General features: G+C 52.0%; 23 protein-coding genes and 1 pseudogene. 10 read left to right on the top strand and 14 right to left on the bottom strand.

Going from position 1 to position 24414, the window contains the following annotated elements:
* Positions 1–49 precede the first annotated feature (49 nt).
* Genes EBA_RS21360 through EBA_RS21350 form a run of 3 tightly spaced genes read left to right on the top strand, consistent with a single transcriptional unit; the run spans position 50 to position 835 of the window.
* Complete coding sequence (locus tag EBA_RS21360; RefSeq protein WP_192376593.1) at positions 50–214, top strand: hypothetical protein; 165 nt, start codon at positions 50–52, stop codon at positions 212–214.
* Positions 201–653, top strand: coding sequence for a DUF998 domain-containing protein (locus EBA_RS21355; RefSeq protein WP_192376592.1), 453 nt, complete (start codon positions 201–203; stop codon positions 651–653). The genes EBA_RS21360 and EBA_RS21355 overlap by 14 nt, the downstream gene beginning before the upstream one ends.
* 38 nt (positions 654–691) lie before the next feature.
* The gene (locus EBA_RS21350) at positions 692–835 is read left to right on the top strand and encodes a hypothetical protein (protein ID WP_192376591.1); all 144 of its coding nucleotides are present in this window, start codon (positions 692–694) and stop codon (positions 833–835) included.
* 33 nt (positions 836–868) lie between these two features.
* Here the strand turns inward: EBA_RS21350 and EBA_RS21345 are convergent, their stop codons facing one another.
* Positions 869–1585 carry a hypothetical protein gene (locus EBA_RS21345; protein WP_192376590.1) on the bottom strand — a complete coding sequence of 239 codons (717 nt, stop codon included), beginning with the start codon at positions 1583–1585 and terminating at the stop codon, positions 869–871.
* 183 nt (positions 1586–1768) lie between these two features.
* The gene (locus EBA_RS21340; protein WP_192376589.1) at positions 1769–2182 is read right to left on the bottom strand and encodes a hypothetical protein; all 414 of its coding nucleotides are present in this window, start codon (positions 2180–2182) and stop codon (positions 1769–1771) included.
* Between the two features lie 454 nt (positions 2183–2636).
* Between EBA_RS21340 and EBA_RS21335 the strand changes: the two genes are divergently transcribed.
* From EBA_RS21335 to EBA_RS21320, 4 genes are read left to right on the top strand one after another with little or no spacing between them, the layout of a single operon-like run.
* Positions 2637–3284: a LuxR C-terminal-related transcriptional regulator gene (locus EBA_RS21335; protein WP_192376588.1), complete on the top strand. Its 648-nt coding sequence runs from the start codon at positions 2637–2639 to the stop codon at positions 3282–3284.
* Entirely contained in the window at positions 3284–5104 is a 1821-nt protein-coding gene (locus EBA_RS21330; protein ID WP_192376587.1) for an ATP-binding response regulator, read from the top strand. The genes EBA_RS21335 and EBA_RS21330 overlap by 1 nt, the downstream gene beginning before the upstream one ends.
* Complete coding sequence (locus EBA_RS21325; protein WP_192376586.1) at positions 5085–5306, top strand: hypothetical protein; 222 nt, start codon at positions 5085–5087, stop codon at positions 5304–5306. The genes EBA_RS21330 and EBA_RS21325 overlap by 20 nt, the downstream gene beginning before the upstream one ends.
* 60 nt (positions 5307–5366) lie before the next feature.
* Complete coding sequence (locus tag EBA_RS21320; protein ID WP_192376585.1) at positions 5367–5630, top strand: hypothetical protein; 264 nt, start codon at positions 5367–5369, stop codon at positions 5628–5630.
* 24 nt (positions 5631–5654) lie between these two features.
* Here EBA_RS21320 and tnpC read toward each other — a convergent pair.
* From tnpC to EBA_RS21260, 12 genes and pseudogenes are all read right to left on the bottom strand, one after another.
* A pseudogene (gene tnpC / locus EBA_RS21315) lies at positions 5655–6416 on the bottom strand (IS66 family transposase); the annotation flags it as partial.
* A complete protein-coding gene (locus tag EBA_RS21310) occupies positions 6398–6772 on the bottom strand; it encodes an SIR2 family protein (RefSeq protein ID WP_192376584.1) in 375 nt (124 codons plus the stop codon). The gene EBA_RS21310 and the pseudogene tnpC, both read right to left, overlap by 19 nt.
* A gap of 138 nt (positions 6773–6910) precedes the next feature.
* The gene (locus EBA_RS21305; RefSeq protein WP_192376583.1) at positions 6911–7204 is read right to left on the bottom strand and encodes a type II toxin-antitoxin system RelE/ParE family toxin; all 294 of its coding nucleotides are present in this window, start codon (positions 7202–7204) and stop codon (positions 6911–6913) included.
* Positions 7197–7451, bottom strand: a complete 255-nt coding sequence (locus EBA_RS21300) for a type II toxin-antitoxin system ParD family antitoxin (RefSeq protein ID WP_192376582.1) — start codon at positions 7449–7451, stop codon at positions 7197–7199. Before EBA_RS21300 ends, EBA_RS21305 begins: the two co-directional genes overlap by 8 nt.
* A gap of 683 nt (positions 7452–8134) precedes the next feature.
* The gene (locus EBA_RS21295) at positions 8135–9364 is read right to left on the bottom strand and encodes an IS256 family transposase (protein ID WP_192376581.1); all 1230 of its coding nucleotides are present in this window, start codon (positions 9362–9364) and stop codon (positions 8135–8137) included.
* 645 nt (positions 9365–10009) lie between these two features.
* Positions 10010–12628, bottom strand: coding sequence for a glycoside hydrolase family 15 protein (locus EBA_RS21290; protein ID WP_223146722.1), 2619 nt, complete (start codon positions 12626–12628; stop codon positions 10010–10012).
* Positions 12629–12675: 47 nt separating this feature from the next.
* On the bottom strand, positions 12676–13488 hold the full coding sequence (locus tag EBA_RS21285) for a hypothetical protein (protein WP_192376580.1): 813 nt from the start codon (positions 13486–13488) through the stop codon (positions 12676–12678).
* Positions 13489–13773: 285 nt separating this feature from the next.
* Positions 13774–15753, bottom strand: coding sequence for a right-handed parallel beta-helix repeat-containing protein (locus EBA_RS21280; RefSeq protein WP_192376579.1), 1980 nt, complete (start codon positions 15751–15753; stop codon positions 13774–13776).
* 458 nt (positions 15754–16211) lie between these two features.
* A complete protein-coding gene (tadA, locus tag EBA_RS21275) occupies positions 16212–16676 on the bottom strand; it encodes a tRNA adenosine(34) deaminase TadA (RefSeq protein WP_192376578.1) in 465 nt (154 codons plus the stop codon).
* A 1-nt stretch (position 16677) separates the two neighbouring features.
* On the bottom strand, positions 16678–17646 hold the full coding sequence (locus EBA_RS21270) for an L-threonylcarbamoyladenylate synthase (protein WP_192376577.1): 969 nt from the start codon (positions 17644–17646) through the stop codon (positions 16678–16680).
* A gap of 151 nt (positions 17647–17797) precedes the next feature.
* Positions 17798–19621, bottom strand: a complete 1824-nt coding sequence (gene oadA, locus EBA_RS21265) for a sodium-extruding oxaloacetate decarboxylase subunit alpha (RefSeq protein WP_192376576.1) — start codon at positions 19619–19621, stop codon at positions 17798–17800.
* A gap of 16 nt (positions 19622–19637) precedes the next feature.
* Entirely contained in the window at positions 19638–21056 is a 1419-nt protein-coding gene (locus EBA_RS21260) for an acetyl-CoA carboxylase biotin carboxylase subunit (RefSeq protein WP_192376575.1), read from the bottom strand.
* Positions 21057–21464: 408 nt separating this feature from the next.
* Between EBA_RS21260 and EBA_RS21255 the strand changes: the two genes are divergently transcribed.
* The 3 genes from EBA_RS21255 (at position 21465) to EBA_RS21245 (ending at position 24410) form a co-directional block, all read left to right on the top strand.
* Positions 21465–21935: a hypothetical protein gene (locus EBA_RS21255; protein ID WP_192376574.1), complete on the top strand. Its 471-nt coding sequence runs from the start codon at positions 21465–21467 to the stop codon at positions 21933–21935.
* A 244-nt stretch (positions 21936–22179) separates the two neighbouring features.
* The gene (locus tag EBA_RS21250; RefSeq protein WP_192376573.1) at positions 22180–23262 is read left to right on the top strand and encodes a GNAT family N-acetyltransferase; all 1083 of its coding nucleotides are present in this window, start codon (positions 22180–22182) and stop codon (positions 23260–23262) included.
* Between the two features lie 197 nt (positions 23263–23459).
* Positions 23460–24410, top strand: coding sequence for a glycosyltransferase family 2 protein (locus EBA_RS21245; RefSeq protein WP_192376572.1), 951 nt, complete (start codon positions 23460–23462; stop codon positions 24408–24410).
* Positions 24411–24414: the final 4 nt, after the last annotated feature.

The raw sequence follows: 24414 nt of genomic DNA, 5'->3' as shown, positions 1-24414 counted from the left end.
ATGGGCGCTAGCCAGGGTTGGAGTTCGCGGGAGGGACGCCGCCGGGGCAATGATCAGCGGCGAACTCGATTCGCCGACCCTGGACCAAGCCGAGCAGCAGGGCTATCTGGTCTTGCACAAGCCCTTGGACGCAGTGGTCTTGTATGCGCTGCTTGGCCGCCAATTGCCATCCGGTCCGCTGACAGGGATAGCCAAGAGAAATGAAATCGCCTAGTAGTATTCTTGCCGGATGGCTGGGGCTGGCTTCCTCGGGCCTGTTGGCTTGGGGTAACTGGCATTATGGCCAATCGCTACCCAACTACGACGCCGTGCGCCAGACCATCAGCGAATTGGCTTCGTTCGGAACGCCATTGGCGGACCAAATCAATTACGGACTTTTCCTGCCGGTGGGTTTGACACAATGGCTTGCGTTGGCCTGCCAGTACCGCATGCTCAAGCAGAACTCTACTCATCGCCAGGGTTTACTGGCATTTTCCTGGGTGGGAACGGCTTATGTGATTTGTGCGCTGTTCCCGTGTGATCCTGGCTCCCCGCTGGTCGGCTCCTGGGCCAGCAAATTCATAACCTGTTCGGTGCGCTTGAATATCTGGGAGGCGGTTTTGGCTTGCTTCTATTGGGGCGAATTCCGAGCAAACGCGTCGCGATCCCGTTAAAGATTTCCGGCGTTCTGGTGTTGATTGGGCTTGCGTTCATGACTCTGCCGACTCTGACCAACCATCGAGGTCTGATTCAACGCCTTACCGAAGGCGTGCTGTTCGGCTGGCTAGCATTGGCAAGCGTCGTGCAATTAACCGAAGCCTACATTGGCCGAATTGAAGTCACGAAGCAACCCTAAAGTCATGCATTTTCATCAAGCTGATCGATAGGGTTAATGTTTTCCGACAGCCTGCTGTAGACGTCTAGCGAATTCGACGGATTTGCCGTCGGATGGCAGCGAGTCCGGTAAATAAATCTTAGCATTCCAAATGCTGCCATCATCCGCCTCTTTACTCATACATTGCTTTATGCCGTCCGCGTTGACGACACATCGGCGCTGGTAACCGTTGGGAAGCGTATAGGTTTCCGTTTCTTGCACGGGCCTGCTATCCGGCGCCTTAAGATTTTCCGGGGCAACCGCCAATTTGCGGCGATCGAACTTGCTCCCTCCTTCAAGTTCGGCCGATTCTCGGGCGACTTGACGCATATCGTTCAATACCTTGGATAGGTCGAGCTTGGCAGACTCCGGATGTGCGGGATTCGCTGACTTGTCGGTCCGCGGCGCGGCGTTGTTCGTTTGCCGGGGCGAAGAATCGCCATGATCCGGCAAAATCCGCGCCGGCTTTGGTGGCGTCCTTGATCCGCCGCCGGCCATCCTGGATGGCGGACTTAGCGGCAACTGATTTTGCCTGTCTTGTTTCGCTAAGCGTAGGATCTTGAATTCCACCGATAGCGCTGTCAAACGGTCAGCCGGTTTCCTCGGCCGATCTATATCGGTCAACGCCAACACTATCCCAAGATGTATCGACAAAGATACCGTCAGGCATAAGACAAACCTGCGCTGCACCGATTCGATCATCGGCACCAGCCATGGGGATTTTGTCCGCATTGAAACGCAGCAGTATTCCGGGTAATTCGGTGCCGAAGAACCTTGCTACTCATACTAAAAATGCTAAGTCGGTCTTGTAACGTATAGCTAAACAGCGCGTTTGTCTCGGAAGATGGGTTTCGACCGGGCAAAAATCATGGATCGAGTTAACCGTGGCGGGTAAAATCCAACCGCCCTAACTGGCTAGTTGGCTCGCGAGCTCACACCGATAAACGCCTGATCGCTTCGGACATCGCATTTGAGCAAATAGGTTTGGGCTGCTTGTAAAACCAGGGTTTTCTTGGGTCTATGGCTCGAAAATCCTTTAAAGCAATAGACTTGAATTTCGTACTCTCCGGGCAAGACATGAATTTCGCTGGGGTAGTCTGTAAAACCCGGCAACCCAAATGCCTTCTGTTCGCCTGAGCCGTTGGCTTCAATCTTCATATAGCCGATGATGGTCGCGTGATAGGCATCGGCAAAAGGGGTACCCACAACACTTTGGATTACCGCAATCTCGTCAGCGCTAAGAGTGTCGCCCGAATATTGCTTGGCTGGCGTCATAAAACCGCATGAACAGAGCATGGACGTGGCAATGATTGTCATAACATTTTTCATGGATTCGCCTTGTGATTGCCCCGCAAACGTAAAGCACACCCACTAATGGTTAAAACAACCACAACCGGTAACGATGGAAAGCACGTTTTCATAGCGTCGCCTCTTTTTAATTGATAGACCTAAGGTTGATGTAACGGCATCGAATGTTTTATAAAATTCGTCATTTGCCGTATCTTCGTCATGGGCTGCTTTTATTGATTAATAAATCAGTGGGATCAAAAAGCGTTTTCCAAACAGTCGTTTTACACGGATGCAAATGCCCGGAACCCTGACGAACGCCGGCAAGCCTGGGCAGCATTATCGGAAGCGCGGCGCGGCGGCGGAACCCTACCGGAGTAGGGTGTCAGGATGTGCCGACTGTTTGTTAAGATGCAACCATTTTACATGTTTTAGCGCTAGCTTCCTTCGGTGGAGAATAGCGAACAAAGCTATCGACCATTAGGGAGAGTTGACTGTGACAAATTCGGCTAGCGCGTTGGTTATCGACGACCATCCGCTGTTGGCGAGCGGCATCGCCGATTTTTTGCTATCGCATTGCGGCTTCGGCCAGGTCCGGCCGGTGTCCGGCATCGCTGAGTTTTGGGATATTCTCGATGCCGCCCAGCCGCCGTCGTTGGTCGTGGTGGATTTTTGGCTGCCGGAAGGTGCGTCGCTGCCGTTGTTAGTGGAAATGAAACGGCAGTACCCGGCGACGCGTTTGCTGGCAATCAGCGCGGACGACAATTCGGCCGTGTCGGACAAGGCACGCGAGGCCGGTGCCGACGGTTTTCTGCATAAGCAGGAAGCGCCGGAGATATTCGGCCGTGCCGTGGCTGCATTGCTGCGGGGCGACACTTGGTTTCACACCGGTCCCTTTGCCGTGACAGGTGTCAATCAGCCGCTCAAGGAACTGCCGGTCACCGCAGCCGAGCTGGGCTTGACCGCCCGCCAAGGCCAAGTGCTGGCGATGATGTTGAAGGGCTTGCCCAATAAGCGCATCGCGCTGAATTTGTCGCTGTCTGAGCAAACCGTCAAGGAACACGTCAGCGGCATTCTCGAGCGTTTGGGTGCGCGCAACCGGATCGAGGTGATCACCATGTTACGCGGCAGACGGATAGAGTGATGGGGGGCGAACTCAAGTTAACATTTGCCGATGTTGGTACGGAAGGACGGGCTAGACTCCTGGATATGACATATGGCCGCCTGGTTCACGGCATCGGCCTGCTACCCATTTCCGGTGTTGCCTTTGGTTATTGGCAATACAGCTTGGGATTGAACCCGGAAGGTTATTGGCTTTGGACCTTGTCTTACCTACTTGCCGGCCTGGCCGTAAGACAGCAAAATGCTATCTACCGCCAGGATCGAGCACGCTTGCCCAGCGAGCGAGCACTCGACAAATGGCTGCCTATCGTCTATCGAACCGCGACGTTGCACGGATTTGGCTTGGCCGCCACTGGTGTTATTACTGCGGGAAGAGTGCCTTTTGAGTTCACATTGCTGCAAGCCGTGGTGCTGACAACTATCGTTGCGGCAAACGCCTCGCAACTATCGCCGGTCTTGGGCGCGTATCGTCGTTTCGCGAATGCCGCTTGGTTGCCTTGCATGATGATTGCGCCGTGGGCATTTCCCGACCATTGGGTTTTGGTTCTGCCGCTATCTGGTGTGATGCTGTGGACGTTAGATCGCCAATCCGTTATTTCCCACGGGTTCTTTTTACGGCAAATCAAACTGGAAGAGGACAGTATCCGTTTGGCCGAAAACTATCGGCTTGCTAAGGATGAAGCGGAAGCCGCACTGCGCGCCAAAAACCAGTTCCTGACCACGGCCAGCCACGACTTGCGCCAGCCGGTGCATGCCATGGGCTTTTTGATCGAATCCATTTCCCGCCGCAACCGGGATTTACTGTTGAGCCCAGCCTTGCAGGATTTGCGGCAAAGCGTGCAGTCGGTGACGCAGATGTTCAACTCGCTGTTGGATTTGTCCAGAATCGAGCTGGGCGCCCAGCCGGTGAATCTGCAAACCGTGGCGCTCGACCTGCTGATGAATGATGTCGCCACCCTGTTTAAAGAAGAAGCCCGGTCTCGGCAAATCGATCTCAGGGTAAGATTGAGCGGCGGTCACGCGCTGGTTGTCGCCGACGCCATGTTACTGCGCCAATCCATGATCAACCTGATGCAGAATGCTTTGCGCTATACCCAACGCGGCGGAGTGCTGATGTCTGTCAGGCGCCGTAGTGGCGACTGGCAATTTGAGGTGTGGGATACCGGTGTCGGTATTGCGGAAGACGACCAACAACGCATCTATTCACCGTTTTTTCGTCCGGAGCATGCCTGGCGCATCGATAACGCCGGCCATGGCTTGGGCTTGGCCGTGGTGGCGCGTTGCGCTGATTTAATGGGCGCCAGCCAAGGTTTGAGTTCGCGAGAAGGTCGAGGTTCTCGTTTCTGGTTGCGATTGCTCGCCGCGCAAAGCAACGAACAGCGGTCGGCGGCGCGCGAGCAGGCATTGCTGCCGGCCTCTCACGGCGAGCTCTTGGGTGGCAGGTGCCTAATTATCGACGACGAACCGCAAGTGCGCGGCGCCTGGCTAGCGTTGTTGAACTCCTGGGGGGTGGAAGCAGCTTGCGCGGCATCGGCCAACGAAGCATTTGCTTTGCTTGATGCCGGTTTCACGCCGGACGCGATTTTTTGCGACCAGCGTTTGCGCTCCGGCGAAAGCGGTTTCGAGTTGTTGCAAGCCTTGCTGGAACGCTGCCCGGAGGCCGCCGGGGCAATGATCAGCGGCGAGTTCAATTCTCCCGCACTAAACCAAGCCGAGCAGGAAGGCTATCTGGTGTTACATAAGCCGTTGGATCCGCAGAAACTATACACCCTGCTGTGCAGGCTATTGCCATCCAATATGCCGACAGAGGTTGGTAAGACAAATGAATTCGCATCCTTGTAGCCACGCCGGATGGCTGGGGTTGGTTTCAGCGGGTCTGTTGGCTTGGGGTAATTGGCACTATATCCAAGTCCTGAGCAACTATGACGCAGTGCGCCAGGCTATTAGTGAATTGGGTGCATTTGGTTCGCCCTTGGCGGACGAAGTCAATTTCGGGATTTTTCTACCGGTGGGTTTGCAGTGGCTTGCGCTTACTTGTCATTAGCGGGCATTCAAAATACATCCTCAACTACGGCAGGGTTTACTGGCATTTTCCTGAGTGGGCGTGGCTTATGTATTCGGTGCGGTTTTTCCGTGCGATCCAGGCTCTCCGCTGATTGGCTCTTGGCGCCAGCAAATTCATAATCTGTTCGGTACGTTTGAATATCTGGGAGGTGGTTTTAGATTACTTCTTTTTGACCGGATTCCTAGCGCCCGTATGGTGGTGCCGCTGAAGATTTCCGGTGTATTGGTGCTGTTAGGCTTGGTATTGCTAACCATCCCCAGTTTGGCGGGTTATAGGTATGCGCCCTTTAAACCACGCCATTGATTTTCAGAGCGGACTTGTAGCAGCTTATTGTTCAATTTTTGGCTCGACGAGTTGCCAGGGCAGCAATGCCTCGAAGTCTTCGACGGTTTTGGCCAGAGGCAACTGGCGGAACAATGCCGCTAAATAGATGTAAGGTTCGATGCGGTTGGCTTTGCAGGTCTCAATCAGCGAGTAGAGATTGGCGCTGGCTTGGGCACCGGCCACCGTGTCGCAGAACAACCCGTTGCGGCGACCGACCACAAACGGGCGTATGGCGTTCTCGCAGAGGTTGTTATCGATGGGCCAGGCGCCGTTCTCGACAAAGCGGTTCAGTTTCGGCCATTGCGACGACAGATAATGCAAGGCCTTGCCCAGCAAACTGCCGGGAGTGACCCCATGCAGATGCTCTACTAGCAAACCTTCGATCTTAGCCAATACCGGTTGACTTAACAATTGTCGTTGTTGCCCACGCTGTTCGACGCTCAAGTCTTTGGCCTTGGCTTCAAGGGCATACAGTTCGCCGATCGCTGCAATAAACTGAGTCGCCAGTGATTCCGGTCCACGCGCGGCTATGGGGATGACCGTTTCGGCTTCGACAAAGTAACGGCGCGCATGCGCCCAGCAGCCGAGGTGAATGGCACCGCGCACCGCCGCAATAGCGTTATACACCTCATAGCCATCGCTCATCAGTACTGCGCCGAGTTTGATGCCTTCGTACAGCGGTTGCGCGTGCGCACCCCAACGCCCCGGCGTGTAGCTGAACAGGCGGATAGGCGGCCCGGAACCGGTCATTTGCGCCCACAGATATCATTGATAGCTTTATAGATGCTGTCGCCTTCAGTTTTGCCAGTTAGATGCTTAGCAACGTTCAAAGGGTAACCGTTTTGCTCGGCAATCAATGTCGCAATTGAAAGTTGCTTTTTCGGGTCTAGTGTTTGTAGTTGTTCGACTTCTGAATAATTCAGAAAGGCATGTTGTCTCAAGTCTTCGAGAATGCAGTTGGCTAATCCTTGCCAAGAAGGTAAGCCCAATAAACGAGAAACACCAGCGCCGATGAATAGAATCAAATTACCGTCTTTACCGGCTTGAATAACTTCATCTGGAGGGATAATTGTCTCTCTTAAATCAGGCACTTTTCTCATAACAAACCATTTAAGGCGCAAGCTATGAACCTGATTTGTCCAAACCTCTTTTGATCCATATATTGAAATTACTCTGCATTGAAAAAATGAAAGCCCTATAAGTTAGAGAGTCATAAAATTAGCTTTGGCTTTTCTTGCGAGTCGGTAACCGAAAGCAAGCTAAGTCAAGTGACGCAATGGATCTTCCCCCGGACCGAATATTCGGAGCATCAAAATTTCATTGCCATTGACCAGATAGTATATGCTGTGCGATTCATATACAAACCTCCTTGCTTTTGGCTTGATATGGTCTTGGTCGCTTCCTATTAAGGGGAAATCGGAAATCATTTCAAAAGTCTTAAATAACCCATCCCGATATAGCCTTGCTTGCTTTACCCCGAAATTTTGGATGGTGTAGAGCGCAATATTTGTGACATCTTTTTCCGCGCGTTTGGATAAGCGGTAATTAGCCATTATTTACAGGGCTCGAAGCTTCCGCAGCAGCCCAAATTTCTTGAGGATTCCGTTCACTAAAGCCACTGGCTTCGGCATCATCCAAGAAATTGCGGAGACGGGTTTCTGCTTCTTGTCTTTCCTGATCCCGGCGCACCAAATCACGAAAGTATTCACTGTCGTTACCAAATTTACCAGAATCAACTTGGATTTTTACCCAGCTTTCCAATTTATCAGTAAGGGTAATCGTTTTACGTTGCATGGCCATGAGCTTACCTCGAATCATTTTTGTATGAAATTATCATACGATATTCTCGTAGAATGCAATACTGGATTTGAATTCAAATTGGTTAACGATAGTGAATTTTGAAAGTCTGCTTAGACATATTTTAAGGTTAGCTTTGGCAAGGCTCGAACGGCTGGAGTTGGCCGATAGCCACGTAAGTCTGCCAACAATACATTGATCGATTACAGGCAATTCCGGGACAGTTGGACAGCGCCGGGCCTGAGTTTCTGCGGGAGGATATGGATTCTCCCCTCAACCGCAGGCCTTGAAACCCCGCACGAATCGCATTGTACGATTCACCAAAGCTTCGCTCGCTTGGACGCAAACCAAAACGCGTTGCCATATGGCTTTGTAGGCATGCGGGCAACGTAAAAAGCTTTGCGACGATAGCAAATGACCGCATGCACGACCTTAAATGCATTACGCGCGAGGTGTTTTGCCGGTCGGGCGGATGAATTTGCATTGTCCGCCAGGCTTTTAGGTTAATTCGCAAAGCTGGGTAGGCTTGCTCGCAAGGCAAAAAGCTTTGCGACGATAGCAAAAAGACTCGTGCGCGAGCTTAAATGGGTTGCGCGCGAGGTGTTTTGCCGGTCGGGCGGATGAATTTGCATTGCCCGCCAGGCGTTTAGGGGGGGCATCCCGAATTTTGTGTAAACGGGTTTAAGTTATCGGTTAGGGATTCGGTCTTCGAACTGAATACTAAACCGGTTTAATGCGGCTTTCCAGTCATAGACGGGCATGGTCCACTTTTGGCTGATATTCTTCAATGCCAGATAGAGCAACTTGGGTAATGCGTCATCGCTGGGGAAGATCGCGCGATTTTTTATGATTTTTCTCAGGCTTCGGTTCACCGATTCGATGGTATTAGTGGTGTAGATCACCTTGCGAATCTCGGGCGGATAGTCGAAAAACGGGATGATACGGTCCCAGTTTCGTCGCCAGATCGGGGCAATGGTGGGATAGGCTTCGTGCCAGTTGGCCTCGAATTCGGCCAGTTTTTGTTCGGCTTCCCTGACGGTAGCGGCTTGATAGATACGCTTGAGGTCGTCGGCGACCGACTGGCGCCTTTTGTAGCTGACGTAGTTAAGGCTGTTACGGACCAAGTGCACGATGCACAACTGCACAGTGGCTTTGGGAAACACGGTTTCGATCGCTTCCGGAAACCCCTTTAGACCGTCGACACAGGCGATAAAAACGTCGTTGACGCCACGGTTCTTGAGCTCGGTGACCACTTGCAGCCAAAATTTGGCGCCTTCGCTTTGGGCAATCCACAGCCCCAGCACCTCTTTGTGTCCGTCCAGATTGACACCAATAGCCAGATAGACCGCCTTGATCCGCACACTGCCACTGTCCCGCACTTTGGTGTGTAGGCAGTCGAGGTAGACGATGGGGTAAATCGGATCCAGCGGACGGGTTTGCCAGGCGCTCACCTCCTCAAGGACCGCGTCGGTCACCGAGGAAATCAAGGTGGGCGACACCTCCGTGTGATAGATCTCCAATAGATGGGCCTGGATTTCCCGTACCGTCAGGCCGCGGGCGTACAACGAGATGATCTTGTCGTCGAAGCCCGTCCAGCGCCGTTGATGCTTGGCGATAATCTGGGGTTCGAATTCGCCATGACGGTCACGGGGAATCTCGATGGGTAAGTCGCCGAAGTCGCCTTTGAGCGTTTTCCGGCTCTTGCCGTTACGGGCATTGCTATTGGCGTTGGTCACCGCCTCATGCTTGCCGTGGCCCAAATGCGCGGTCATTTCCGCTTCCAGGGCGCGTTCGACAATGGCTTTGGTCAACTGCTTTAACAGTCCATTGGCACCGATCAGGTCTTCGGGTGTTTGATAGTTCGACATTAAGGCATCGAGTAATTCATCAGGAATGGCTTTGGGTGATACGGTCATTTTTTCATCCTCATCAGGATCGGTAGTTTCCTACCTCATGGCCGTTTACACAAAAATTCTTACACCCTCCGTTTAGGTTAATTCGCAAAGCTCGGTAGGCTTGCTCGCAAGGCAAAATGCTTTGCGGCGATAGCAAAAAGACTCGTGCGCGAGCTTAAATGCGTTGCGCGCGAGGTGTTTTGCCGGTCGGGCGGATGAGTTTGCATTGCCCGCCAGGCTTGAAGGTTAATTCGTAAGGTTCAGCAGGCTTGCTCGCAAGGTAAAAAGCTTTGTGACGATACCAAAACACCGAAGCGCCGCTCGCCGTGGGTAAGCCTCTCGAGGCATGACGCTCGCTTATAGATCCTTCGACTGCGGACAAGCTGGCGAACAGCCGGTAGGATGCCGTAAACAACATGCACCGCATCGTTCGCGATTGGTGCCACACCCTGCGCCTACTTTTAGCGAGGCTAGATCTATTGGTCGTGCCCTGTAGGAACTTTGCCAAGGAGCAACGGTGAATTACGCTTGGATCAAGCAACATACGACAGAATTCACCGTGTGTTCGACGTGTCGGTTATTACAAGTCTCCTATATGCCAGGTGTTAACCCAATCTGGGTTTCCTAGGCAACCGTTCCAAGCAGTACTCCGCCGGACCGGGAAAATCATCGAAAGCTATCGTCGCGGGTGACTTCGCCGCTGGCGGGGGTGGTGAAGTCCCGATTGTCCCCGCTTTCCCAAATCGTGTTGCCGTTACTGTCACGTTTGACATATTTGTACGCCAAAGGTGTTCCGGCAGGTAATGACACCGTCACGCTCCAGATCGGGTAGTTAGCCGGCGATAGCTTGATCCCCGATGTGGGCACCCAGTTACTCAGCAAAGGGCTGCTCCCCACCAAATATAGATTCTCGCCAAACTTCGTGTCTGCCTTGACCTTGAACGTTACAGTTGTTTGCGGCTTGTCGCAGGCATAGCGCTGACAGACCACGCTAGGTGCGTCGCTATGCCCCTGATTTATCGCCGCAATCAGGTTGATGTATTCGCCCATGGCCCAGCTTAGCGGACGCATTGATTTGGTCGATGTGCCGACAGTAAATGCCGCCGGCGTATCGGTCTGCCAGCCGGTAATATTGGCACTGTTGTTCCATATCTGTTCAGGAATAAATCCGACTTGCGAGGAAAAAGCCTTCAGCGCTTGGCGATAGGATTCGCCCTTAGAGCCATCACCGGATTTGGCGATTTCATAAATCCCGCGTTCGGCGGTGAAGATAGGCCATAGTCGGCCTCGACCGCTGCCGTCGTAATTCCGGCCATCGTTATATTCGCCATAGCCGTCATAGTTGTAGCGAAACCAAGCGTCTCCTTTTCCGGCGATAGTCTGTTTGAGAATGGCATCATATTCCGGCAGGGTTTCAAGGATGGTCCAGTCCTTAGGGCTCATCACGCCCATGCGCACGAGTTCGAGAAAACCGCCGTCGACGATCCAACGCTCGCCGTGGCTGCCGACGCCGTTGCCAAAAGTCAGATTGGCATCATCATTGGGGTTTTGGTTGGCATTGATGCGAATATAATATTTGCCGTTACCATGAAAGCCGGTGCTGGTAAATGTCCAGTTCGCCACGTTATTCCGCCATTCATCGGCCTTCTGCAAATAGAAATTCGCCGCGCCCGGATCATTTGCCGCATTAGCCAAGTCAGCGGCGCAGACTAAACCGGCGATTTCGGCGGCAATCGTGGAGGGTGAATAACCGCCCATCTCCTCCCAACGCTCCTGTCCGGTGCCTGGCCCCGCGTGAGACAGAAATTCCGCGGCCAGCTTGATCTTAGGCCATAGATCGACACGATTTAGTTTCCACGCCAGAATGATGGGCATGGCCGCCTCGTCCATTTGCGACCCATTCCAATAAGGCTTGCCGTCCACCAGACTATTTTGCGGGAAACGGCCCGGGCGTGAATAAGGATTGTCTTGGGTGGCTGTCTGCATCTGAGTGTTGAACAAAAACTCGACAGCTTTGTTAGCGGAAGCGGCATCGCCGGCGGCGATCAGCGCACTGGCGAATTTGAACAAGTCGCGCGACCAGATCAAATGGTAGCCCCCCAGGTTGCTGTCGCTGCTGGTTTCACCCCACGGTGTGCCAGAGCCGGCGATCATGGCGCCATTGCTCTTGTCCTGTATGCTTTTTAAGGCCATTACGGCCAGATAATATTGATCGTCCGCCTTGCCTTTTTGGTTGTTGAGACCTTGGCTGTAGGCGATCCAATCGTCCGTAAAAGTCTTCTCCAGTGTGTTCAGGTCGCTGCCCAGAGTGGCATTGGCCGTATTCATCGCTTCAGCCTCGTTATTGCCGAAGGCCAGTACCACGTCAAAGGAGATGCTGTTGGCCGTGCTATTGCCCGAATCGATCCAGCCCATTTGCGCGACATTGCCACCGGAGGCACTGTCAAAGTTAAAGTCCATGGTTTTGTCGCCGGCGCCGGCAAATAGATCGGTAAAGCCATCGTTGCGGCCTACAAAGCCGTTGGAGACCATGGGAGTGCCGCCGACCGCTTTCCAGGGTAATGAGATGGCGAGTGCCGAAGATGTGGAATTGGGTTCTGACGCAGCCAGCATGACGCGGCCGTTGGCAGTGAGCGTGCGGGAGTTATCGGCGCCTTGATCCGTGCCTTGCTTGCCGCTGCATTGATTGGTATTGCCGCTGCCCGCCCCGCTGTTATTAATGGCCGGATTATTGAGCAGGTAGAGGTTGTAATCCTTAACTGTTTTACCGGGTTCCAGGGTTTGGAAGGTAACACGTTGTATAACCGTGTTGCGCCCCGGATCGGCGAAGATCTTTTTGGTAATTTTCCACTTACCGCTGTCGGCACTAGTGCTTACCTGCCACAGCATGGCGCGTTTGTTTACCTGATTGATTTCATGCCGGGTTTGCCGGCGCTCTTCGTCGCCCCAGGTCTTTTGGGCGTCGGTGACCAATAATTGCAGATCTACGTTCTGCACCTTGTCGAGCGTGGGGTAGAACACTTCGGTCAATATCCCCTCGGCGCCGGTAAAGTAGACCCGGGACTGAGTGCTGATGGAGGTGCCCAGAAAGTCCTTGGCCGCCGGGGCCCAAACCGAGGAATTACCCGGCGCGCATGGCGCTTCCGATGCCAGCGCCATGCTTGGTTCCAGTAGCGCCGTCAATATCATGGCGAGCGCTGTTAAATTTCCATAGCCAGCACCCGGTTTGCGAAATACCACCCAATCAGAGCGGTCTACTATAAAAGCACGTATCGTCTGTTTCATATCAAACGTCCTCTGTAGGGAAAAAAATCATATCGTCCCAAACAAAATTAGTTGCTTGTGGAGGGTAGCCATACTTCTAAAATGCCGGTCGGCAACTGCTTGGAGCTGGTCACTAAGATTGCGTTGTCGGAACCGGCTGGCAAACTCAGCGATTTTCCCAATTCAACCGCCAGTTTCTCCGCGTAGGTCAGTTGGTCGGGACGGTAGTAACGTACTTGCAAGCGGGAGGGGACTTTAGCAACTTGCTCAATACCCGGAACCCGATAGCCAAAACTAAGGAGCAGGCTTCGCGTCTTTTCGGCCACATCTCGCCCGTCACTGGGATACTGAACGTAAATCGTAAAGTCGGATGGTTTCAGGCTCGACGTTGGGGGCTGTGGTGATTGTTTGGCGTTGGCCAATGCGTCCTGGACTCCCGCGACGGCAGCCAAGCTGTCCAAACGATTCGAGTCATCGTTTCCACTGGGAGGCGGAATTCTAGATCGCTCCGCATTTAACACACCCTGTACAGCCTTAGGCGCCACGGCAGCCAGGACACGAAGGTTCAATGCAGCTTGCTCGGCGTTTTTCGTTAGATCAAAAAGCTCGCTCTTACTGAAATACATTTCGATGACTTTGAAGCCCCATTCTCTTTCCTCCTTGGCTTGCGCTTCAATTCTAGCGCGCTCAGTAGTCTGAATCGCGCTTTGCTGTTGCACGTAACTGAACATGCTTGCGATAAAACCAGCCATTAGCGTCACGAGGGTAGGCAACCATTTTTTAGCGAACGAGTTGTCCAGCAAAAAGCGCTTCTCATCCAGACAAACACGCCTTTCTTCAAGTGGAAGTTGAGAGTCAGTATTCTCGTTGCCTGGCTTCATTACTAGTTCTCCAATCTTGGGAGATGAAATCACGCTAGATCTTGCCGGAGAGGCGCTAGCATAAAATGAAAGAGTTTTGGTGTATCTACCACATAGACTCATTCTGCTGCAATAGAGCTGACATTTAATACTAGGCAGCAACCCTATTAATATGAATTTGTCGGTAATAAATTGACACTATCATGAACACATCCAGGGAGGTTTTCCAAGACTTGGGAGGGAAAGCTAGTCTTTAGTTGCTTTCCCTCACTCCTGGCCTTTAGGGTATTTAAAAGCGATTATCTATCATTGTGCCACCATAAACCTATCAACCCAGTCGCCCTTACCGCTTTTTGAATATATCCGAGGTATCGCAAGCGGATTGCCGGGTTTACGCGCGACATCGCAGATGCCGTCATTATCCAAATCCTGAATTATTAATTGGTTTAGGCGCTCGGTTTTAGTATTAAGATATTGCCACTGCTGAGTTACAGCCGAACGCACCCACCAAGTTACACCCGTTGCCATGAAGTCATCCGGCAAACCATCACCGGTAAAATCACATTTCACTAGATTTTTTAGTGGTTTAGCGCCCCACAGATTGTTTGGAGTCACAGTAATTGGATTAGAAATCTTTAAAATAAGTTGAGGAACTCCTCTCGGGGGGTAATAGTATCCAGTCGCAGTGTAGTTTTGCACTATAGCATCAGCGCGATTACTGTGGGCAAAGACATTGGCATTGATATAAACTTTATCCTTTGGGTTGCCACGGATTTTTATTGCATTACCGTTTTCCCATGGTCCTAACAATGTTTGAGACGGGTCCCACTGGTCAAGATCGTAGATGTGATGACGCGGTCCACCTGTATATAAAATCGTGTTTTGCTCAATAATCATAGTTTCACCGGCTGTTCCACTATCATAGTCTGATTGTCGTGATATATCGCCGTGCATATCTATTTGGTGGGTACGCCAGCAGATATTTGGACCATTGTTATCCACAATACTATTCTCGGTGCAATGCGCCCCGCCTCCGGGTAAGATTAAGTTATTTCGTGCAATATAGCCTGAAAAATCGGTGCCATCGTCACTTTTACTTTCACCTGCAATAGCATGCCGATTTTGTTCAAACACATTTTGCGCGATGAGTGCATAGCCCCCCTCCCCAACGCTTACACCATAACCAAAGCCACTGTGGTGCCGATTGTGATGAATATAATTATCGTGGATATAAACGCCTGAGGCATTATTAAACGTCAATCTGCCGGGATGATCAGTTGTATTCGTGTCATTAACTTCAACTCCCGCACCACTCCAGTTATAGATTTCCATTTGACTGATCTCAATTCCTTGTAAAGGGTCGCCATCTTTCACAACTGGAAGAATTTTTATACCAATTTCCTTATTACTATTGCCATTACCTATCTCTGGATTAGGGCCTTGCAACCTGAAACCCGAAATTTTGACATTACTATCGTTGATAATAAACAGGGGGTTGCGTGATACACCAGTATTAATCAAATAGAGCCTTGGGCCTAAATTATCCGCATTTCGGGCGGGTGGGCGGTAAACATTGTCAACCGCATTCGACAAGAGATTTGAAAATTTGACATTCGCCTTTTTAGAGCTGGTTTTTGCAGGCACAAAGGCCTTATAAATTGCTGGCTCTGGCATTTCACTGGTAAGAGTGGTGCCGCTTTTAATGTTGATGCTTTCTATTCCGGTTAAATCCATATCAACATCAGAGGCCAGTACAATTTTTTTATTGCCGGCTTGCAAGGCTTGTATTAACACTCCCTTCCAATCGTCATTGCTCCCATCGATATGAACAGTATTTGGCAAGGTAACTTCGACTTCCTGGCTAAGTAGGTAATAGTTTTTGTTTGGAGTTGAAATAGATAAAGAATAGGTGCGAGTGGACATAGGTTTTATTACTTGATCACCGTCCAAACCTACCGGTTTACCTGCTAATTCAACTGAAGAAAAAACCTCATTACATTTTGATGGATATTCTATGTGCCAGCTCAGATTAACAGAGTCGCCAAAACTGATGTTTTGCGGGGTTAGGGTTAAGGATGCTGAGGTTTTAGCATAATTAACACATTCGTCAACCAGATTGCCATTAGGCGTGGGGTCAGGAACAGGGTCGGGTGGTTGATTAGGTAAAGAAAATGCAAGTTGTATATTGGCTAGACAACAGAATAAGAATATAAATTTTAAGATGATATGCGGTGTTTTCCATAAAGATACGGAAGTTTTATTCCTAGATGAGTAATAGTTAAGCATGGTAAAGTCTCCAGTTTTATCGGCATATAGAAATTCTCTATAAGGCTTTTAAATAGTCGGTGTTTAATATTTTACATTAGTTTTGAAGTGACTCCGGAACAAACAATAACTTGTCCGCTATTTATCAATATTAAATAAATTAACTATAATGATATTTCGCTCAAAATAATACTTGTGCCGAGACAAGCCTATGTTGAAGTAATGTCTTTAATTATTGGATTTGATGGTTTTATGCAACACATTTACTCACTGCTCCAATGGAGTAAACTGTAACTAAATGGCTTGTGAGAGGCTATGCATGAATACCCGATTAGACGTTAATTAATACCCATCTCGACTGCATTCCTGAGTCCGCATCTCGATTCTACCGGTTTTGCTTTTCATTTTCGCCGGAGCAAGTCGGCTATTCAGGGGTTGAAACAATATGAGATAAACGGACTGCAAGTGTCGCGTAGTGGTTATTGACTTTTTGACTGATGCCGTCTGGCTTTGAAAAAATCGCTGAGTAACTCCGCGCAATCCGTTTCCAGAATTCCCCCCGTCCATTCCACAGAATGATTTAAAAACGCTGCGTCGCTGAGTTGCAATGCATGGCAAACCGCGCCGCGTTTGGCATCGTAGGCGCCGAATACCAGACGTTTGACGCGGGCGTGAGCGATGGCGCCCATGCACATTACGCAGGGCTCCAGGGTCACGTAGAGGGTGGTATCGATCAGTCTGTAGTTGTGTAAAACCTGGCCGGCTTTGCGTAGCGCAACGATTTCGGCGTGCGCGGTGGGGTCGTTATTTTGGATGGGTTGATTCCAGCCTTCGGCGATGCAGCGCTCGTTATGCACCAGCAGCGCGCCGACCGGCACTTCGCCTTGGCTTTCGGCGCGTTGCGCCAGACGGATGGCATGGCGCAGCCATTCCTCGTCGGTCATATCAAACCGTGGCTTTATCCAGGCGGTCGTTGACGGCTGCCCAGGCTTCGCTATCAGGCGGCTGTTCGATCAGGATGGTATCGAGTTGCAGGTTGTCCAATGCGCGTAGCGAGCTGTATAAAGCCGGTTCGTAAAGCTCGGCATCGGCCGGCAATCTAAGTAGATGCAGGCAGGGGATTTCGGCGATTTCGGCGCTAAATGCCAGGATGCCAATGTGTTTACCTTTTGCGCACAAATCGTCGGTCATCGCGATTAAGGTATCGGCCGGGCACAGCAAGGCCATGGTGTTGGGCGCGTAATGCACTGCCATCATGCCCGGCGCACGGATTTTGCTTTGCGCGGAAAGACGGACTTCAGTTTGTAGTACGGCTTTCAGTTGGCTGCGGGTAATACGACCCGGTCTGAGGATGGCGGGGATGCCGTCGCTGAGATCGATGATGGTGGATTCCACACCCACCGAGGAGGGGCCGCCGTCCAGGATGCAGGCCACGCTATCGCCCAGTTCTTCCGCAACATGCTCGGCTTGCGTCGGGCTAATGTGGCCGAAGCGATTTGCCGACGGTGCGGCGATGCCGCCACCGAAGGCTTGTAATAATTGCAGGGCTACCGGATTGGCCGGCACCCGCAAGCCCACGGTATCCTGGCCGCCGGTGACGGCGGACGGCACTGTCGATTTTTTGTTCAGTATCATCGTCAACGGGCCGGGCCAGAAGTGTTCGGCCAGCCGTAACGCCGCTTCCGGCACGGCTTCCGCCCAGTCGTTGATTTGCGCGGCGCTGGCGATATGCACGATCAAAGGATGGTCGGCCGGCCGGCCTTTCGCGGCAAAGATTTTGGCAACCGCATCGGGGTTGGCGGCATCCGCGCCCAAGCCGTAAACGGTCTCGGTTGGAAAGGCCACCAATTGGCCTTGCCGTAACAATTCGACGGCGTGGCGGATGGATTCTTCGGTTACGGATTTAGGAGTCAAAGTAATCAGGCGAAAGATTAAAGGCTAAAAAGATGATCAGCGAACATAATTGTAGCGGTGAAATCATTTACCAAAGTAAACAGCTACAAATTTGTAAAAGCCACCCTTATGGCAGACGCGCCATTTTACCTTTCATCTTGGCTCTTTTCTTCTAATTAATTTCGACCAACACCTCATTTGGATTAACGGCATCACCTTTTGCGACATAGATTGCCTTGACGATACCGGCTATCGGCGCCGTGATCTCGGTTTCCATTTTCATGGCTTCTGTTACCAGCAAGGATTGGCCGGCGTTGACTTTTTGGCCTTCCTTGACCAGCACGTCGATGATGTTGCAAGGCATGCTGGTCACCACATCGCCGGGCTGGTTGGGACGGCGACGTTTGCTGGCGATAGCACTTTGCACCGCGCCTTGCGCACCGCCGTCCAGCACGATTTCATCCAGGGTTTCGATCACAATTTCTTCCGGCATGCCGTCCACGGTAAAGTAAAAATGCCGCAAGCTTTGGTTTTTCGGCCCGGCGCCGGTGACTTTGACGTGATAGGACTCGCCGTGCAGGGCCACGTTGAATTCGGTCGGGGCTTTTTTGACTTCGCCGGGCGTCGGTACGTCTGCCAATTCCAAAGGTTCGGCGACCAGGTTGTCGGTGGAACGCAGTTCCAGAAATTGTTTGCCGATCTCGGGGAACATGGCAAAGCTCAACACGTCTTCGTCGTTCACGGCCAGATGGGCGATTTCGTTACGCAGATGTTCAAACTCGGGTTTGAGTAAATCGGCCGGCCGGCATTCGATGACTTCTTCCGTGCCGACTGCCTTGGCTTGCAGTTGCGGATTAACCGTGGCCGGGGCCTTGCCGTAACCGCCGTGCAGGTAGCGTTTCACCTCATTGCTGATGGTTTCGTAGCGTTTGCCGGTCAACACGTTCAAAACCGCCTGGGTGCCGACGATTTGCGAAGTCGGTGTGACCAACGGCGGGTAGCCCAAATCCCTGCGTACTTCCGGGATTTCCCGGTAAACCTCGGTCATCCGGTCCAGCGCGTCACGCTCTTTTAACTGGTTGGCCAGATTCGAGATCATGCCGCCCGGCACCTGAAAGATATGCACGCGGGTGTCGATACCGGTAAATTCGCTTTCGAAGCGGCGGTATTTTTTCCGCACCTCAACAAAATACTGATTCACCTCTTGCAGCTTGTCCAAATCCAGGCCGGTGTCGTAAGCTGTGCCACGCAACGCCGTGACCAGCGATTCAGTAGGCGGATGGCTGGTGCCGCCGGCCCAGGAAGATAGGGCTGTGTCGACATGTTCGCAGCCGGCCTCGATGGCTTTGAGCTGACACATTTCCGCCAAGCCGGCGGTTGCATGGCAGTGGAGGTGCAATGGCAGGTCGACGGCGTCTTTCAGGGCCTTGACCAGTTCTCCGGCGATATAGGGTGTCAATAGGCCGGCCATGTCCTTGATGGCAATCGAATCACAGCCCAAGTCGGCTAGGCCTCTTCCCAATTTGATGAAACTGGCGATGTCGTGCACCGGGCTGGTGGTGTAACAGATGGTGCCTTGGGCGTGTTTTCCGGCTGCTTTGGTGGCTTCGATGGCGGTTTCCAGATTGCGGATGTCGTTCAGCGCGTCGAAAATCCGAAACACGTCCATGCCGTTACCGGCGGCAGTCTCGACGAATTTGCGCACCACGTCGTCGGAATAATGCCGGTAGCCGAGCAGGTTTTGGCCGCGCAACAGCATTTGCAGACGGGTATTGGGCAGCGCGGCTTTTAGTTTGCTCAAGCGTTCCCAGGGGTCTTCCTTTAAAAAGCGCAAACAGGCGTCGAAGGTGGCGCCGCCCCAGCATTCCAGTGACCAATAGCCGATGTCGTCCAGCATGGCGCAGGCCGGTAGCATGTCTTCAGTGCGCATGCGGGTGGCGATGAGTGATTGGTGGGCGTCGCGCAGGATAACGTCGGTTACGTAAACTTTACTCATTGCAATGTCCTTTGGCTTACAGGCCGGTATGAGAGGCCACAACGGCCGCCAGCACGCTGGCCAGAATTTCCGGTCGCGGCTTGTTGGAATAATTGATTAGATCGGGGTTAGCTTCGACAAAACCGGTATTGAAGCGACCGCGACGAAAATCCGGATGGCCGAGAATTTTTAAGTAATAGGGGATCGTAGTTTTGATGCCGAACAAGCCCATGTCCTTCAAGGCGCGCTCGCCGCGGTTGATGGCATCTTCCCAAGTCATCGCACTGACAATAACCTTGGCCAGCATCGAGTCGTAAAACGGCGGTACTTCGTATCCGGTATAAATCGCCGTGTCGGTGCGCACGCCGGGGCCGCCGGGAGCGTAGTAACGGGAAATGTGACCGAAGCTGGGCAGGAAATTATTTTTCGGGTCTTCGGCGTTGACCCTAAATTGAATCGCATAGCCGCGTCTGACGATTTCTTCCTGCTTGAAACGCAAAGGCAAACCGGCCGCGACCCGAATTTGCTCTTCGACAATATCGACGCCGGTGATGGTCTCGGTGATGGTATGCTCGACCTGCACCCGGGTGTTCATTTCCATGAAATAGAACCGGCCGTTGGTGTCCAGCAGAAACTCCACGGTACCGGCGTTGGTATAGCCGACTGCTTTAGCCGCCATTACCGCTAACCCGCCCAGATATTGACGTTGGGCTTCATCCAGTTGCGGGGATGGCGCGATTTCTATCAATTTCTGATTGCGTCTTTGCACCGAACAATCGCGCTCGTAAAGATGGATGGTGTTGCCGAAGTGGTCGGCCAGTACCTGCACTTCGATATGGATGGGATTGACCACGCATTTTTCTAAAAACACGTCGGCGCTACCGAAGGCCTTGGTGGCTTCGGAAATCACTCGTTGAAAGTTTTGTCGCAGTTCGTTGGGGTTGTCGCAGCGTCTGATGCCTCGCCCGCCGCCGCCGGAAGTGGCTTTCAGCATGATCGGATAACCGATCTGTTCGGCCACCTGCAAGGCGTGTTCGACGCTGTCCAGATTGCCGTCAGAACCTGGCGTCACCGGCAGTCCGGCCGCTATCATCGCGCTGCGGGCTTCGGTTTTGTCACCCATGCGCTGAATAACTTCCGCGGACGGGCCGATAAACACCAGGCCGCGTTCCTGGCAGGCGCGGGCAAATTGAGCGTTTTCCGATAGAAAGCCATAACCCGGATGAATCGCATCGCAGCCGGTGCGTAAGGCCAGATCCACCAGACCATAAATATTCAAATAGCCGGCCAGCGGCTCGCTGCCGATGTAATGTGACTCGTCAGCCTTTTTGACGTGCAGGGCAAAACGGTCGGCTTCCGAATAAATAGCTGCGGAACGAATGCCCATTTCCGCGCAGGCCCGAATGATACGGACAGCAATTTCGCCGCGATTGGCGATCAATATTTTGCGTAACATGATGCTCCCGTGTCGGTAAGTTCAGTAACTCGGCTACTACTGTAACAAGTTATGGCTATCTTTCAACTGCAAAACCGTCGCCTGCGGACTTGGGGTTGATCTTCGGCTTGGATGGGAAAAACCGAGCTAATTTTGAGGTATTCGGCTTGGAGGCTTTAGGAAATTGCAAGCCGCTAAGTTGTTGTGTTAGCAGCATTTAATCGACAATTATTGTTGTTGGTCGAACAGCTTGTCAGTGTGAGTATAAAAATATTTATATAAATCAGTTTCTTGTCATTGGCATATAAAGTGCTATCCTCTTCAGCACGGATGCCTTTGTCGTGAGCCGCTACCAATGTTTGTAATTGGTTGAGCTTTCGGGGATAGGGTTTCACCTCTAAACTAATTGATTAATTCTGGGGTTTTAAAATGGACACAAACAAGCCGCTACTTTCTGCATTATTTTTTATTGGCCTGTCGTTTTGCGGTATTCAGTTTGCGCAAGCGGCTACTGCCGAAAACACTCTAAACTCGCTGGAAACGTTTAAAACGATTTTGCCTAGCGTTTATCAAGAACAACCCTTACCCCGTTTAACGGACGAGCCCTTGCAGGATTATGCGTTAACCTTGTTTACCCGCGTAAAAACCGGTGCGGTAAGCACATTTAAGCAGGCATTGTCCAATCTGGCGGGGCTAGACGACATTGTTTTGCAAACAGATTTTTTCGGGCTGCTCGGTGTGGTTTTCCAGCCTGTGATCGATGAGAGCAAAACGGCTGAATTGAAAGCGGCCTTGCCTACTGCGGCCTGGTTATTCCTTAGCGGCATGCTGGGCTTTCTTGGTTTGAAAAAACGCAGTAGCTTGCTTGATACCAAATCGGTCTTGAGTCTGGCCCCTTAAATCCTGTTCCAAGTGTTGTATGGGTCGGGCAACCACCACTCCTTCCAGGGTTTGCGGGTTTTGCCTCGGCCCGCTACTTCTCCCCAAATGCCTGTCGCTGCCCAGGCGTCTCATTTAAAACTGCGCTGTCGTTTGGTATTACAGCGAGTTTGCGCCGATAATAGTTTTTGATTTTCGGTGACGCCCTAACCAAAGGTATTTCGGCCTCGCCAATAATTTTCAGCATTTTTGTCGAGAAAAGCCTATGTCCGCTGTTGCAGAGCATTTTGTTTATGGCCCTATCCAACAGGCGGATATTCCGGATTGCATTCGCATCGCTGTTGCCAATTTCGACGAGTTTCAACAACACCCCGAATATATCCAGCAGTGGTTCGAGCGCCGTATCGTGCATAATCCTTGGCAAGATGCCTTGCCATGCGTCGGTGTCGGGGTTTGGCACAATGAGCGCTTAGTCGGTTTCCGCGCCATGTTTGTGCAACCTTGGTGCTTGAACGGCGAATCCGTAGCTATTGCATTCGGTTCTAATACCAGCGTCGACCAGCAGTTTCGCGGCCAGGGTTTGGCCACTCGGTTGATCGAACACAGTCTCGAGTTTGCGCCATTTAACGGTACCGTGACTGCCGGCGTGATTACTCAGAAAGCATTCAAAAAATGCGGCTTTGTCGGGATTGGCGGTAGCGATAACGATTTTTTTCGCTTGCGAATCGGTTTTCGCGGCTCTTGGGAGAAACGGGCCGGTAAAGCCTGGGGGTATTTGTTCGGCAGCCTGTTCGACCTCAACTTGCGGCTACGCAACTTCAAATTGCGTAGCGGCGGTTTTAAATTGGTAGAGGTTTTACATTGCGATGCAGAGTTCGATGAATTGTGGGATAGCGCTAAAGCCGGCTATGCCTCTTGTCTGGAACGCAGCAGCCGCTATTTAAATTGGCGCTTATTCGATTTCCCAACCTGCCCTTTAAGATTGTTCGCGCTGCGGGATGCTTCCGGCAAGTTACGCGCCTACGCCATCTGGCACCAGCAAAGCTTTGGGGATGCTATCAGCATGGCGGTATTGCGCGATGTGTTTTATCCCTTGGACGACGAGCCGGCTGTGCAGGCCATGCTGTATTATTTATTCGCCTATTGGCGAGAGAACGGTATCAGCTGGGGTAGTTTGGAAGTGGCTTCGCCGCAACTGACCAGTCTGTTTCGCTACCTCGGATATGAAGCGGTGCCGTCGCGCGGCAATCGCTATCTGATCTACCGCGAACCGCCGTTGGCCGATAATGTTTTGCAAGGCTGGTACAGAAGCGGGATCGATGGTGATTATTTTGATCATCCGCTTTAATTCTACTTTGTCAGATTACTCGAATTACATCTCTGAGTCCGTGGTTTCGGCAGGGATTGCCGAAATCCGGACGCCATGGACGAATTGAAGCTTACCTCCATGGCACTGGCTACCCGCTTCCCAGCGAGTATGACTAACCTTTTTTGTAATCTGACAAAGTAGAATTAACCCAATATTTTAAATTCGGTGTGTAACCTATGCTAAACGCCTCTGTGATTATCAGCACCCGCAACCGGGCTTCGATATTGCCGCGCTTGTTCGATGCGCTGGCTGCTATGCGGCTGAATGGAGATACCAGTTGGGAGCTGTTGGTGGTCGATAACGGCAGCAGCGACGACACTGCCACGGTAATTGCAGCGGAAGCCGAGCAGGGCCGATTGCCGGTGTCTTGCGTATCTGAACCCATTCCCGGCAAGTCCCGCGCCTTGAATCGGGCGATAAAGCAAGCGCAAGGGGATTTGTTGGTGTTTACCGACGACGATGTCGAGCCGCAAGCCGGCTGGTTGCAGGCATACATCAATGCCGCGGCCGCGCATCCGGAAATGGATGGTTTTGCCGGCAAAGTGTTACCCAAATGGCTTGGCGACATACCGGCTTGGTTGCATACCGAAGGCGAATTCGCGTTGCCGCGCGGCATCACCAATACCCGCGATTTTGGCATGTCTCAGCAATTGTTGGATGAACAGGTTATTCCGGGCGGCGTCAATACCGCGTTAAGAGCGTCGGCTGTTGCGAAAAACGGTTGGTTTCGCGAAGAACTTGGACCGGGAACCTCGGTGCCGTTCACCGAGGATACCGAATATATGGGCCGTTTTCGGCGCAGTGGCGGCGAGTTTTGGTATGTGCCGGAAGCGCTGCTACATCACTGCAACATCCCGGAGCGTATGAATAAAGCCTATGTTTGCCACTGGATGTTTGACGTGGGACGCTGCCAGGTATTGGCTTATGCGGATGTGCCGTCCGGAAAAAACATTGCCGGCATCCCGGTGTATTTGCTGCGGAATTATCTGAGACGAGGCTTGAGTTTCTGCCTGGAGCCACGCGAGCAGCAACGCTTGCAAAAGAAAATGAAATGGATGTTTACGGCCGGCGAAATACAAGGTTACCGGCAACTGCCGGCGTTCAAAAAGTTGTGGGTAGCAAAATAATTTT

This window comes from Methylomonas albis (assembly GCF_014850955.1).
Lineage (GTDB): Bacteria > Pseudomonadota > Gammaproteobacteria > Methylococcales > Methylomonadaceae > Methylomonas > Methylomonas albis.
The sequence above is the reverse complement of the archived record's forward strand: the minus strand, read 5'-3'. Positions and strand labels throughout refer to the sequence as shown.

Coding starts and splice junctions, on each gene's coding strand:
- EBA_RS21360 (WP_192376593.1), top strand. CDS start 50: ATGATCAGCGGCGAACTCGATTCGCCGACCCTGGACCAAGCCGAGCAG.
- EBA_RS21355 (WP_192376592.1), top strand. CDS start 201: ATGAAATCGCCTAGTAGTATTCTTGCCGGATGGCTGGGGCTGGCTTCC.
- EBA_RS21350 (WP_192376591.1), top strand. CDS start 692: ATGACTCTGCCGACTCTGACCAACCATCGAGGTCTGATTCAACGCCTT.
- EBA_RS21345 (WP_192376590.1), bottom strand. CDS start 1,585: ATGCGGACAAAATCCCCATGGCTGGTGCCGATGATCGAATCGGTGCAG.
- EBA_RS21340 (WP_192376589.1), bottom strand. CDS start 2,182: ATGAAAAATGTTATGACAATCATTGCCACGTCCATGCTCTGTTCATGC.
- EBA_RS21330 (WP_192376587.1), top strand. CDS start 3,284: ATGGGGGGCGAACTCAAGTTAACATTTGCCGATGTTGGTACGGAAGGA.
- EBA_RS21325 (WP_192376586.1), top strand. CDS start 5,085: ATGAATTCGCATCCTTGTAGCCACGCCGGATGGCTGGGGTTGGTTTCA.
- EBA_RS21305 (WP_192376583.1), bottom strand. CDS start 7,204: ATGGCTAATTACCGCTTATCCAAACGCGCGGAAAAAGATGTCACAAAT.
- EBA_RS21300 (WP_192376582.1), bottom strand. CDS start 7,451: ATGGCCATGCAACGTAAAACGATTACCCTTACTGATAAATTGGAAAGC.
- EBA_RS21295 (WP_192376581.1), bottom strand. CDS start 9,364: ATGACCGTATCACCCAAAGCCATTCCTGATGAATTACTCGATGCCTTA.
- EBA_RS21290 (WP_223146722.1), bottom strand. CDS start 12,628: ATGAAACAGACGATACGTGCTTTTATAGTAGACCGCTCTGATTGGGTG.
- EBA_RS21285 (WP_192376580.1), bottom strand. CDS start 13,488: ATGAAGCCAGGCAACGAGAATACTGACTCTCAACTTCCACTTGAAGAA.
- EBA_RS21280 (WP_192376579.1), bottom strand. CDS start 15,753: ATGCTTAACTATTACTCATCTAGGAATAAAACTTCCGTATCTTTATGG.
- tadA (WP_192376578.1), bottom strand. CDS start 16,676: ATGACCGACGAGGAATGGCTGCGCCATGCCATCCGTCTGGCGCAACGC.
- oadA (WP_192376576.1), bottom strand. CDS start 19,621: ATGAGTAAAGTTTACGTAACCGACGTTATCCTGCGCGACGCCCACCAA.
- EBA_RS21260 (WP_192376575.1), bottom strand. CDS start 21,056: ATGTTACGCAAAATATTGATCGCCAATCGCGGCGAAATTGCTGTCCGT.
- EBA_RS21255 (WP_192376574.1), top strand. CDS start 21,465: ATGGACACAAACAAGCCGCTACTTTCTGCATTATTTTTTATTGGCCTG.
- EBA_RS21250 (WP_192376573.1), top strand. CDS start 22,180: ATGTCCGCTGTTGCAGAGCATTTTGTTTATGGCCCTATCCAACAGGCG.
- EBA_RS21245 (WP_192376572.1), top strand. CDS start 23,460: ATGCTAAACGCCTCTGTGATTATCAGCACCCGCAACCGGGCTTCGATA.